This window comes from Pararoseomonas baculiformis (assembly GCF_017813395.1).
Taxonomy (GTDB): domain Bacteria; phylum Pseudomonadota; class Alphaproteobacteria; order Acetobacterales; family Acetobacteraceae; genus Roseomonas; species Roseomonas baculiformis.
Window position 1 is genome coordinate 18,020 of record NZ_JAGIZB010000007.1, and the last position, 11,713, is coordinate 29,732.

An 11,713-nucleotide genomic window follows, 5' to 3' on the forward strand; every position below is an offset into this window, starting at 1 on the left:
TGGCGTCAGGAAGGAAAGCAGAGATGGCCGAGCTGGACGGACCGCGCTGGGGCCCCGCCTCCAAGGGGAAGGCGAAGCAGATCGTCTTCCTGCTGCATGGCGTGGGAGCAGACGGGAACGACCTGATCGACCTTGCCCCCCAGTGGTCGCGCGCCGTGCCGGATGCGCTGTTCATCTCCCCCCATGCTCCCACCCCGTACCAGGGCGCGCCTTTCGGGCGGCAATGGTTCGACCTGACCGATCGCAGCCCCGCGAGGCTGGAGGCCGGCGTTCGCCAGGTGGCGCCGGTGCTGGACGCGGCCATCACCCGCGAATGCGCGGCGGCCGGCCTGCCGGAAACCCATGTGATGCTGATGGGCTTCAGCCAGGGCGCGATGACCGCCCTGTTCTGCGGCCTGCGCCGCGCCACCCCGCCCGCCGCCATCCTGGCCTATTCCGGCCTGCTCCTGGCGCCCGAGTCCCTGGGCCGGGAGTTGCGCGGCCGCCCGCCGGTGCTGCTGGTGCATGGAGAGGTGGACGAGGTGGTGCCCGCCGCGGGCAGCCGGGCGGCGGAACGCGATTTGCGCGACGCGGGGGTGCCGGTTGAGGCCGTGTATTCGCCACGACTCGCCCATGGCATTGATGATGCGGGCCTTGCCGCCGGCGCCCTCTTCCTCCAGCGCGCTGCCGCCAGCCTGCCGCCGGCCTGAGCCTGCGTGACGGTCGCGTGAAGCTGCGCGGCAGGCGAGTTGCGCGCCCCGGCATGCGCTGTCATCTTTCTCCCGTTCGGGGCGGCGCCACTTGATCTGGGGCCCGACCGCCCGGCCGAGCCCCAGCGATGGTGGTCCCGCGCCTCCGGCAAGGAGCAGCGCGTGCCAGACGGTTCGACACTCGGCGGCGATTACGGGGACCTTCCCGCCTTCGTCGCCCCCCTTGGGGGGCGTTCCTTCCCCGCCCTCGTGCTGAACGCCGATTTCCGGCCCCTGTCCTATTTCCCGCTCTCGATCTGGTCCTGGCAGGATGCCGTGAAGGCCGTGTTCCTCGACCGGGTGTCCGTGCTCAACGAGTACGACACCGAGGTCCACTCCACGAGCCTGACGATGCGCCTGCCCAGCGTCATCGCGCTCAAGGAATACATCCCTTCCGCCCGGCGCCCGGCCTTCACCCGCTTCAACGTGTTCCTGCGGGACCGGTTCGAGTGCCAGTATTGCGGTGATGAGCGCCCCGCCCCCGACCTTACCTTCGACCACGTAATCCCCCGCAGCCGCGGCGGCCGAACCACCTGGGAGAACGTCGTCGCGGCCTGCGGCCCCTGCAACCTGCGCAAGGGCTCGAAGCTGCCGCGCGAGATCGGGATGCATCCCCGGCAGGTGCCGCGCCAGCCCACCTCCTGGGAGCTACAGGAGAACGGCCGAGCCTTCCCGCCCAACCACCTGCATGAAAGCTGGCGCGATTACCTGTATTGGGACAGCGAACTGGAAAGCTGATCCCGCTTGGACCGTATGCTCTTCTTCATGTGGCGCCTGTGGCGGAACCCGCCCGGGCGGACCAAGCTCATCGTCATGATGGCAGCCCTGGTGCTGGCCATCGGGCTGGTGATGGTGGAGCGCTATATCGGCTGGCCGGACTGGATGCGGGCCGAGCGCATGCCGCGGATGCGCCTGCCTCCTCCCTGATATCCGGGCGGGCTTTCCGACCGGCTCCCGCTCGTGGAACCGGGGAGAGAGGAGGGACTTCTTCGTCCCCCCGATCCCTTACCGTCCTTTTCCTCTACCGGTTCGGAGAGGTCGGGCTGACGGCGCCGGCACCCGAGGCCTCAGTCAGCCTCCAGCTTCAGGTCGCGCGCCACTCCGGCCCATTTCGCCGCGCTTTCGGCGGTCCAGCGGTCCAGCTCGGCCTCGGGCACGACCAGCGGATCGACATAGGCGCGCCGCAGCTTCTCCTCGAATTCGGGGCCGCGCCCCTTCGCCATGGCCTGGCGCAGCGCGGCCACCACCGGCGCGGGCGTGGCCCGGTGGACGAAAAGCCCGGTCCAGAGCCCCACGTCATAGCCGGGCAGCCCGGCCTCCTCCATGGTCGGCACCTCCGGCAGGGCCGAGGCGCGGCGGGTGGTCGAGGCCGCGAGGGCGCGGAAGGCGCCGGAGCGGATATGCGGCGTGGAGGTGGCGGTGCTGTCGAAGCCGAAATCCACCTCGCCGGCCAGCATGGCCGTCACCAGTGGCGCGGAGCCGCGATAGGGCACATGGGTGGCCTCGATCCCCGCCATCCTCAGAAAGGTGGCGCCCGCGAAATGGGAGGAGCTTCCATTCCCGACCGAGCCATAGAGCAGTGGGCGGCGCTTTGCCTCGGCGATCAGCTCCTGCAGCGTGGTCGCCCGCACGCGGCGGGGGATGACGGAGAGGATATTCGCCACCTCCCCGATCGTTCCGAGCGGAACGAAGTCCTTCGAGGCGTCCACGCCCGAGCGGGGATAGAGCACGGGGTTCACACCGAGGATCGCGGGGCTGCCGAGCAGGATGGTGTAGCCATCGGGCGCCGCCTGGGCTGCGGCCAGCGCGCCCACATTGCCACCCGCCCCGGCGCGGTTCTCCACGACGACGGGCTGCTCCAGGGCCTGGCTGAGAAGCTCTGCGCCCAGGCGGCCGCAGATGTCCATCACGCCGCCCGGCGGGAAGGTGACGATGAGCCGCAGCGGCCGATCCGGCTTCCAACCCGTGGCCTGTGCGGCCGCGGCCCGGCCCAGTGCCGCCGTCCCGGCCAGCCCGGCCAGGCCCAGGACCATGTCGCGCCTCTGCATGGGTTCCTCCAGGTGATCCGTTTTCAGGCGCTCCCCATAGCCTTGCCCGGCGCTTCCGCACAGGCCGGGCATAGCCCTGCCGGGCGTGGCCGCGCAGCACTCGTCCCCGCGGCGCTCCGTGGTTAGGATGCGCCATGCATCGTCGCGCAGCCCTTCTCCTTGCCGGGCTCCTCCCGCTCATGGCCGCCTGCGGCGGCCGGTCCGCCCCGGAGCTGACGGCGCAGGAGGCCTTCGCCCGCCTGCCCGAGGAGGTCAGCGGCTTCCGCAAGTTCCGCCCGGAGCGCGGCGCGGCCGAAACGGTGATCGCGCGCTACGCCAGCCCGAACCGGGCCGCCGCCTCGGTGCATGCCCTGGCCCCGAATGCCCGCGCGATGGCGCGGGACGGGGAGGAACACCCGGATGTCGGCGGCGCGATCGAGAATTTCGCCCGGTCCGTCGCCGTCGATGCCGCATCCCGGCGGGAAAACGTCACCTTCCGGCATTTCGGCGCCCGCGCGAGCGAGGCAGGCCCGACGGCGCGTTGCCTGGACGTGTATCTGCGCGGCGAGAACCCCCGGCGCCAGCTGGGCTGCGCCACCATGTTGGAGCGCCGGGTCTTCGTGGTGATGATGCTGGCGCCGGAAGGCACCGATATCCGCCGTGGCCTGCGGGACCCGCTTCTCGCCGTGACCATGCGCCTGATCGGCGCCTTGGCCGGGAGCGTGCCGGAAGCCCCTCCGGCAGAAGTGGAAGAGGAGTTGCCGGTGCCGCCCGCCGCCGCGCCGCCATCCCCTGCCCCGCGGCGCCCTGCCCCCCGCCCGGCGCGGCCACCCCTGGCCGGGCCGATGTGGCGGACCTGATTCCCTGCGGCGTTTCCCGCGCTACCGGTTCCGGCCTGCGGATGTCCTGGGAGGGCCCTGCCCTGGGGATCAGGCCGCGTGGGTCGGGCGGCGCGCCCAGGCCAGGGCCAGGGCGCCGAGGCCAAGCGCATAGGCAAGGTTCATCGCCGCCATGGAGACCGGCAGGCCGTGAATGAGATAGGCAGCGGCGTCGCAGGGCTTGTCCGGCCGCGGGGCCAGGCTCCGCATCAGCTCGTCCACGCTCATCGCCGCACCCGCGCCCGGGGCCGCGCAGGAGGGCAGCGGGCTGGGCCACCAGCCCTGCTCCACCCCCAGATGAAGCCCCGCGATGGCGGCGGAGGCCAGCACGGCCAGCCCGGCAAGGGCCAGCAGCGCGCGGGAGCGCAGCGTGGCCGCCAGCAGGGCCAGCGCAACCGCCACCCAATAGGGCCAGCGTTGCCAGAGGCAGAGCGCACAGGGAGCCATGCCCAGGAAGCGCTCCGAAGCCATGGCCGCCAGGGGTGCGGCCGCGGCCAGGATCGCGGTGAGGATCGCGTGTTGCCGGGTGCTCATGCGCGGGGCAGGCTGATCCCCGCAGGCCCCTGCGGCAAGCCCCGCCAGACGCATGGCGGCGATCCGCCGGGCCAATGAAGGACCCCGCGCAGGCGCCGGGCCACAGCAGGAGGAGACCCCCATGCGGACCACCGTCAGCAAGGCGGCCGGCGCATCCTATGATGCCGGGCTGCGCGGCTTCTTCGCCTATCGCGACCTTGGCGCGCGCGAGGCGACGGGCGGCGGCCATGCCGCCCATATCATCCGCGCCGTGCCCGGCGAGGGGCCGAAGCCGCAATGGCACACGCATGATCTGGACTTCCAGCTGGTCCTCGTGCTGCGGGGCTGGGTGCGCTTCGAATACGAGGATATCGGCGAGGTGCTGCTGGAGGTGGGAGACAGCGTGATTCAGCCCCCCGGGATCCGCCACCGGGAGGTGGAGCATTCGGAGGACCTTGAGATGCTGGAGGTGACCTCCCCCGCCGCCTTCCATACGGCCGGGGCCGAGCCGCCCGCCCTGCGGGCCGAGGCGGGGTAGGCCGCAGCCCCCTTCTGGACGGGCCCGCCTCGCCATGGCATCCAGGGCCCGCGCGGGTGTGGCGGAACGGTAGACGCGGCGGACTCAAAATCCGCTTCTGGCAACAGAGTGCCGGTTCGAAACCGGCCACCCGCACCAGCCTGCCATGCCCGGCCAGCGCTGCGGCGTGCCGGCCATGCAGCCGCACTTCTCGCGGCAGCCTGAAACTGCGCGGGGCCGCCGGCCTTCCTGTCGGGCCGGATCTGCGGCACAGCCCCGAACCCGAAGCACCATGTCCGTTCCTGCCCTGCCCGATCTGCGCGATGACCGCCCCGCCATGCCGGCTTTCCTGCCCGAGCAGGGAGGGATGGCCGCTCTTATCCGGGCGCACGGATGGGCCGGCACGCCGCTTGGCCCACCGGAAGACTGGCCGGTGCCGCTGCGGACCCTGGCCGGCGTCATGCTGGGCGCCAACCAGCCGATGTTCATCGTCTGGGGTCCCGGGCAGATCCTGCTCTACAACGATGCCTATGCGGAGATCCTGGCGGGCAAGCACCCGGCGGCGCTCGGCCGCCCCTTCCTGCAGGTCTGGCACGAAATTGCCACGGACCTCAGTCCGCTGGTCCGGCAGGCCTATTCCGGCGTGCCCGTCCATATGGACGACATCCCCCTCCTGATGGAACGGAAGGGCTATCCAGAGGAGACGCATTTCGCCTTCTCCTACACCCCCGTCCGGGGTGAGGACGGGATGGTGTCGGGCTTCTTCTGCTCCTGCACGGAAACGACGCGCCAGGTGCTGGCGCTCCGCGCCCTGCGCGACAGCGAGGCGCGCGCGCACCAGATCTTCGACAGCGTGACCGACCACGCCATCATCGCCCTCGGCCTCGATGGACGGATCACCAGCTGGAACGAGGGCGCGCGGCGGATCATGGGCTGGACCGAGGAGGAGATGCTCGGCCAGCCGATCGACCTGATCTTCACCGATGAGGACCGCGCGGGCGGCCGCCCGGCGACGGAGATGCAGGAGGCCGGGGAGCTTGGCCGTTCCCCGGATGAGCGGTGGCATAGGCGCCGCGACGGCGAGGTCTTCTGGGCGGCGGGAGCCATGACCCCGCTGCATGACGATGCCGGCGCGCTGGTCGGCTTCGTCAAGGTGATGCGCGACCGCACGGAGGAACGCCAGGCGGCGCGGGACCTTGCCGAGAGCGAGGCCCGCTTCCGGGAGGTGGCCGAAGCCTTCCCCGGCTTCCTATGGACCGCCGGGTCCGACGGAGGGATCACATATACCAGCCGCCGCTGGCATGAGTATTCGGGCGCTACCCTGGAGCAGACCCTCGGCCCGGGCTGGGCCGACTTCGTCTATCCCGATGACCGCCCGATCGCCGCGGCGCGCTGGGCCGAGGCACTCGTTACCGGCACGCCCTACGAAGTGGAGTTCCGGCTGCACCGTGCGGATGACACCTGGCGCTGGTGGCTGGCCCGCGCCCTGCCCACGCGGGGCGAGGATGGCAGCGTGCTGCGCTGGATCGGCGCCTGCACCGACATCCAGGAGATCGTCGAGGCGCGCGAGACCCTCGCCCGCTCGCGTGAGGAGCTGGAGGCGCTGATCGAGGAGCGCACCCGCGACCGCGACCGCATGTGGCGCCTCTCGACGGACATCATGCTGGTGGCCGATTTCCAGGCCCGGATCTTCGCCGTGAACCCGGCCTGGACGAGCCTGCTGGGCTGGGAAAGCTCCGAGCTGATGGGCGCCGACTTCATGGGCCTCGTCCACCCGGATGATGTCGCCCCCACCCTCGCGGAGGTGGCCCGGCTGGAGCAGGGCATCACCACGCTGCGCTTCGAGAACCGCTACCGCGCCAGGGACGGCAGCTATCGCTGGCTCTCCTGGACCGCCGTGCCGGACGAGAGCTTCATCCATGCCGTGGGCCGCGACATCCAGGCGGAGAAGGAAGCGGCCGAGGCGCTGCAGGCCACCGAGGCCGCGCTGCGCCAGGCGCAGAAGATGGAGGCGGTCGGCCAGCTCACCGGCGGGATCGCGCATGACTTCAACAACCTGCTGACAGGTGTCATCGGCAGCCTGGACCTGATCCAGCGGCGCATCGCGGCAGGCCGCGCGGGCGAGGTGGAGCGCTTCGTCTCTGCCGCCATCACCTCGGCCAATCGCGCCGCCGCCCTGACGCACCGGCTGCTCGCCTTCTCCCGCCGGCAGCCGTTGGATCCGAAGCCGGTGAACGCCAACCGGCTCGTCGCCTCCATGGAAGACCTGCTGCGGCGTACCATTGGCGAGAACATCGAGCTGGAGATCGTCACGGCGGGCGGGCTCTGGCAGACGCTCTGCGATCCGCACCAGCTTGAGAGCGCGCTGCTGAACCTTTCGATCAACGCGCGCGATGCGATGCCCGGCGGCGGCAAGCTCACCATCGAGACCTGCAACGCGCATCTCGACAGCGCCTATGCGGCCCGCGCCCGGGATGTGCGCCCGGGCCAGTATGTGTGCATCTGCGTCTCCGACACCGGCACGGGCATGACCCGCGAGGTGATGGAGCGGGCCTTCGAGCCCTTCTTCACCACCAAGCCGATCGGCCAGGGCACGGGCCTCGGCCTGTCGATGATCTATGGCTTCACCCGCCAGTCGGATGGCCATGCCAAGCTCTATTCCGAGCCGGGCCGGGGCACGACAGTGAAGCTCTACCTGCCCCGCTATTACGGCGAGGGAGCGGAGCCGGAGGACATGCAGCCCACCCGCGAGGAGCCGCAGCCCTCCACGCAGGGCGAGGTGGTCCTGGTGGTCGAGGACGAGCCTGCGGTGCGGGATCTGGTGGTCGAGGTCCTGTCCGAGCTGGGCTATCGCGCGATCCAGGCGTCGGATGGCCCATCTGGCCTCCGGATCCTCGAGTCGCGCCAGAGAATCGACCTTCTCGTCACCGATGTCGGCCTGCCCGGGCTGAACGGCCGCCAGCTCGCCGATGCGGCGCGCATCCACCGCCCCGGCCTCAAGGTGCTGTTCATGACCGGCTATGCCGAGAACGCGGCCATCAATGGCGGCTTCCTGGAGCCCGGCATGGAGCTGGTGACCAAGCCCTTCGCCATCGACAGGCTGGCGCAGCGCATCCGGGCGATGATCGAATAGTGCGGACGGCCTTGAAGTTCCACGCTGCATGGCAAGACTGTCCGACGAACCCGCCGCGCCGGCATGGCCAAGGCCCTGCCGGCGCGGCACCCGGATCTCTCCACCGGAGCCGATGATGCCCGCCAGCCCGACGCGCCGCGCCCTCCTCGGCACCGCCCTTGCCCTTCCCGCCCTGTCCGCCCATGCGCAGGAGAGACCGGTCACGGTCGCCTCCAAGCTCGATACCGAGGGCGCGATGCTCGGCCAGCTGATCCTGCAGGTGCTGGAGGCCCGGGGCGTTCCCGTGCGCGCCCGGCTGCAGCTGGGCCCCACCCGGATCCTGCGCCAGGCCATCCTGTCCGGGGAGATCGACCTCTATCCCGAATATACCGGCAACGGGGCCTTCTTTTTCCAACAGGAGGACGACCCGGCCTGGCATTCGGCGGAGCGCGGCTATGCACGCGTGCGGGAGCTGGATCAGCAGCGGAACGACCTGGTCTGGCTCCGTCCGGCGGCCGCGAACAACAGCTGGGCCATCGCGATGCGAGAGGATGCGGCGCAGGGCGCCGGCCTGCGCACCCTGGAAGATCTGGCGGCTCATCTCGGGCGCGGGGGCGCCTTCAAGCTCGCGGCATCCGCCGAATTCGTGGAAAGCCCCGCCGCCCTTCCCGCCTTCCAGCGCGCCTATGGCTTCACCCTGCAGCCTTCCCAGCTGCTGGTGCTCTCCGGCGGCGACACGGCGGTGACGATGCGCGCGGCGGCCGAGGGGCTGAACGGCGTGAACGCCGCCATGGTCTATGGCACGGACGGGGCCATCGCCGCCCTCTCCCTCCGCGTGCTCGAGGACACGAAGGGCGCGCAAATCGTCTATGCCCCCGCGCCGGTGGTGCGGGGCGAGGTGGCCCGCCGGCTTCCGCAGCTGCAGGAATGGCTCGGCCCGGTGTTCGAAAGCCTGACCCTGCCGCGCCTGCAGGCGCTCAATGCGCGGATCGTGGTGGAGGGCCGCCCGGTGCGCGATGTCGCGCGCGAGCATCTGCGGAGCCTCGGTCTCACCGGCTGACCGGATGCGCGACCCGCGCAACGCTGCCACCGGCCTGCTGGTCCTGCTACCCTTCGCCCTGGGCGCCGCCCTGGCGCCCTGGCTGCTGGGATGGATCGCCGTGGCGCCCAACCGACTGCTATCGGCACGGATCGCGCCCCTGGGCGCGACCGGCCCGGTCGCCATAGCCTGGACCGCCTACCATGCGGCGCTGATCGCATTGCCGCTGGCCGCCTGGCGGCCCGCCCGCGCCTGGATGGCCGAGGCGGTGGGGGTCCTTGCGGCACTTGCGCTTCTCGCCGTTGTCGGGCTGGGGGCGTCGGCCGCGGTGCCGCCCGGTGGGCTGGCCCGCGCCGCCCCGGCGGCGGGCGCCTGGGTCGCGCTCCTCCTCCTCTTCCTCGCCATCTCGACCGGCGCCGCATTGCGGGGCGCCACGCCGGCCCTGCCCCTGCTTGCCGTGCTCGGCGGCGCCGTGCTGCTCGGCGTCAGCGGGCTTCTCGACCCGCTCTCCATCATGCGCGAGGCGCTGGGGCGCGGGGAGGAACTGCGGCAGGCGCTGGCGGAGCATGTCATCCTCTCGTTCTCGGCCCTCCTTCTCGCCCTGGCGCTGTCCATCCCGCTCTCGGCCCTCTCGATCAGCCGCCATGGGCTGGAGGCGGGGTTTCTTTCCGTCGCATCCGGGTTGCAGGTCATCCCTGCCATCGCGCTGTTCGGCCTCCTGATCGTGCCCCTCGCCGCCCTGGGCGCCGCCTTCCCGGCACTGCGGGAGATGGGGCTTGGGGGGGTCGGGCCCGCCCCGGCTGTCATCGGCATCACGGCCTATCTCCTGCTGCCCCTCGCACGGGGGCTTCTCGCGGGGTTCCGCGTCGCACCGCCTGCGCTGGTGGAAGCGGCGCTCGGCCAGGGGCTGTCGCCGCGGCAGATCCTCTGGCAGTTGCGCGTTCCGCTGGGCGCAGGGGTCGTGCTCGGCGCGCTGCGCCTGGCCGCGGTGCAGGCGGTGGGCCTGGCCACGCTGGCGGCGCTGGTGGGCGGGGGCGGATTGGGGGCGATCGTGTTGCAGGGTGTGGGGCAGCTTGCGGCGGACCTGATCCTGCTGGGCGTTCTGCCCGTCCTGGCGCTGTCCCTGGCCGTGGATGCAGGAATCGCCCTTCTCTCCCGGCGACTGGCACCTGAGGAATGATCCGCTTCGAGGGCATCTCCCACCGCTACGGCTCCGTGCAGGCCCTGCGGGAGGTCAGCTTCGGCGTGCCGCAGGGGTCGCTCTGCGTGCTGCTGGGGGAAAGCGGCTCCGGCAAGTCCACCCTGCTCCGCACTGTGAACCGGCTGGTGGAGCCCAGCGCGGGGCGGGTGCTGCTGGGCGGGCGGGACGTGGCGGGGACCGATCCGCAGGCGCTGCGCCGGGGGATCGGCTATGTGATCCAGTCCGTCGGCCTCTTCCCGCACCGGAGCGTGGGGGAGAACATCGCCACCGTGCCGCGGCTGCTGGGCTGGGATGCGAGGCGCATCGCGCTGCGGGTCGAGGAACTGCTGGAGATGGTGGGCCTGGACCCCGGCACCTACCGGGACCGGCTTCCGGGCACCCTGTCCGGCGGGCAGGCGCAGCGGGTGGGACTTGCCCGGGCCCTGGCGGCCAACCCGCCCGTCCTGCTGATGGACGAGCCCTTCTCCGCCCTGGATCCGGGCACGCGGCGCGGGCTGCAGGCAGCACTCCGGCGCATCCATGCGGGGTCGGGCAAGACCATCCTGATGGTGACGCATGACGTGGAGGAGGCGTTGGCCCTCGCGGACCGGATCGCGGTGATGGACGATGGGCGCCTGGCCGTGGAGGGCCCGCCGCTGGAGGTGCTGGGCCGCCATGCCCCGGCCACGGTGCGGCGGATGGTGCGGGCGGAGGTGCTGGCCTTCCATCGCCTCGCCGCGCTGCGCGCCGCCGATTCCGCCCTGCCCGGCCCCGCGCCTGGCGCCCCCGTCCTCCCCGAAGGCGCGACGCTGCGCGATGCCCTGCTGCTCATGCTGGGCCATGGCGCGGATCGCGTGGCGCTGATGGGCGAGGCGCCGCGCCATGTGACCCTCGCCGCCCTTCTGGCAGCCTCGGGGAGCGGGGGGTGAGGCGGGCGGCGTGGCTCGGGGCGGAAATCCTCGCCTTCCTGGCGGCTCTCTGGGCTGCCCCGCGGGCGGAGCGGCTCTGGTCGGCGCTCTTCCCGGAGGTTTCGCGCCCCACCTACCAGCAGGAATCCTGGTTCACCCTTCTCGGCTCCCACCTGGCCCTGTCCCTCCTGGCCGTGCTCATCGCCGCGGCCCTGGCCGTGCCGGCGGGGATCCTGGCGACGCGCCGGCGGGGCCGGCGCTTCCGGCCGGTGCTGGATGCCGTCTTCGCCCTGGCCCAGTCCCTGCCCCCGGTGGCGGCGGTGGCGGTGGCCCTGCCGCTGCTGGGCTTCGGGGCTGCGCCTACCCTTCTGGCGCTGGTGCTCTACGCGGCACTTCCCCTGCTGCGCGCCACCGCCTCGGGGCTGGAGGCGGTGCCGGCGGATGCGCTGGAGGCGGCGCGCGGGCTCGGCCTTTCCCCGTTCCAGCGCCTGGCCCAGGTGGAACTGCCCCTCGCGCGGCCGGTGCTGCTCTCCGGGCTTCGGGTGGCGGTCACGCTGTCCGTGGCCACCACGGCGGTGGGGGCGATAGCGGGGGCGCGCTGCCTTGGCACGCCGATCATCAGCGGCCTGGCCAATGCCAACCCGGCCTATGTGCTGCAGGGCGCGCTCTTCACCGCCTGGCTGGCCCTGCTGCTGGACCGGGCGCTGGGGCTGCTCGCGGCCGAAGGCGGGTCACGGATGGGAGAGCTTGTGGCCTGAGGGCGCGTGGTCGCCCCTGGACTTCGGCCCCCATTCCGGTCCATCACCCGCGC

General features: G+C 72.0%; 12 protein-coding genes and 1 tRNA gene. 11 read left to right on the plus strand and 2 right to left on the minus strand.

Translation table 11 applies throughout. The features are described from left to right. Positions 1 to 23 precede the first annotated feature (23 nt). From J8J14_RS08740 to J8J14_RS08750, 3 genes are all read left to right on the plus strand, one after another. Positions 24 to 689 (plus strand): alpha/beta hydrolase, encoded by a 666-nt coding sequence (locus J8J14_RS08740; RefSeq protein WP_209379111.1) that lies wholly within the window; start codon positions 24 to 26, stop codon positions 687 to 689. A 162-nt stretch (positions 690 to 851) separates the two neighbouring features. Beyond that, positions 852 to 1,466, plus strand: coding sequence for an HNH endonuclease (locus tag J8J14_RS08745; RefSeq protein WP_209379113.1), 615 nt, complete (start codon positions 852 to 854; stop codon positions 1,464 to 1,466). 6 nt (positions 1,467 to 1,472) lie between these two features. Then, positions 1,473 to 1,655: a hypothetical protein gene (locus tag J8J14_RS08750; protein ID WP_209379115.1), complete on the plus strand. Its 183-nt coding sequence runs from the start codon at positions 1,473 to 1,475 to the stop codon at positions 1,653 to 1,655. A gap of 140 nt (positions 1,656 to 1,795) precedes the next feature. On the opposite strand, the gene J8J14_RS08755 is transcribed toward J8J14_RS08750, so the two are convergent. Further along, entirely contained in the window at positions 1,796 to 2,776 is a 981-nt protein-coding gene (locus J8J14_RS08755; protein ID WP_209379117.1) for a Bug family tripartite tricarboxylate transporter substrate binding protein, read from the minus strand. A gap of 134 nt (positions 2,777 to 2,910) precedes the next feature. On the opposite strand from J8J14_RS08755, the gene J8J14_RS08760 reads away from it, so the two are divergent. Continuing rightward, positions 2,911 to 3,615, plus strand: a complete 705-nt coding sequence (locus J8J14_RS08760) for a hypothetical protein (protein WP_209379119.1) — start codon at positions 2,911 to 2,913, stop codon at positions 3,613 to 3,615. A 69-nt stretch (positions 3,616 to 3,684) separates the two neighbouring features. Here the strand turns inward: J8J14_RS08760 and J8J14_RS08765 are convergent, their stop codons facing one another. Further along, positions 3,685 to 4,167 carry a disulfide bond formation protein B gene (locus tag J8J14_RS08765; protein ID WP_209379121.1) on the minus strand — a complete coding sequence of 161 codons (483 nt, stop codon included), beginning with the start codon at positions 4,165 to 4,167 and terminating at the stop codon, positions 3,685 to 3,687. 121 nt (positions 4,168 to 4,288) lie between these two features. Between J8J14_RS08765 and J8J14_RS08770 the strand changes: the two genes are divergently transcribed. The 7 genes from J8J14_RS08770 to J8J14_RS08800 all read left to right on the plus strand — a co-directional run bounded on the left by J8J14_RS08770 (position 4,289) and on the right by J8J14_RS08800 (position 11,660). Continuing rightward, complete coding sequence (locus J8J14_RS08770) at positions 4,289 to 4,684, plus strand: cupin domain-containing protein (RefSeq protein WP_209379123.1); 396 nt, start codon at positions 4,289 to 4,291, stop codon at positions 4,682 to 4,684. 52 nt (positions 4,685 to 4,736) lie between these two features. Beyond that, a tRNA-Leu gene (locus tag J8J14_RS08775) sits at positions 4,737 to 4,822 on the plus strand. A gap of 133 nt (positions 4,823 to 4,955) precedes the next feature. Further along, positions 4,956 to 7,796 (plus strand): PAS domain S-box protein, encoded by a 2,841-nt coding sequence (locus J8J14_RS08780; RefSeq protein WP_209379125.1) that lies wholly within the window; start codon positions 4,956 to 4,958, stop codon positions 7,794 to 7,796. Between the two features lie 115 nt (positions 7,797 to 7,911). Continuing rightward, positions 7,912 to 8,835 carry a glycine betaine ABC transporter substrate-binding protein OsmF gene (osmF, locus tag J8J14_RS08785; RefSeq protein ID WP_342452415.1) on the plus strand — a complete coding sequence of 308 codons (924 nt, stop codon included), beginning with the start codon at positions 7,912 to 7,914 and terminating at the stop codon, positions 8,833 to 8,835. 4 nt (positions 8,836 to 8,839) lie between these two features. Next, positions 8,840 to 9,994, plus strand: coding sequence for an ABC transporter permease subunit (locus tag J8J14_RS08790; RefSeq protein WP_245215596.1), 1,155 nt, complete (start codon positions 8,840 to 8,842; stop codon positions 9,992 to 9,994). Beyond that, positions 9,991 to 10,923: an ABC transporter ATP-binding protein gene (locus tag J8J14_RS08795; protein ID WP_209379135.1), complete on the plus strand. Its 933-nt coding sequence runs from the start codon at positions 9,991 to 9,993 to the stop codon at positions 10,921 to 10,923. Before J8J14_RS08790 ends, J8J14_RS08795 begins: the two co-directional genes overlap by 4 nt. Then, positions 10,920 to 11,660 (plus strand): ABC transporter permease, encoded by a 741-nt coding sequence (locus J8J14_RS08800; RefSeq protein WP_209379136.1) that lies wholly within the window; start codon positions 10,920 to 10,922, stop codon positions 11,658 to 11,660. Before J8J14_RS08795 ends, J8J14_RS08800 begins: the two co-directional genes overlap by 4 nt. Positions 11,661 to 11,713: the final 53 nt, after the last annotated feature.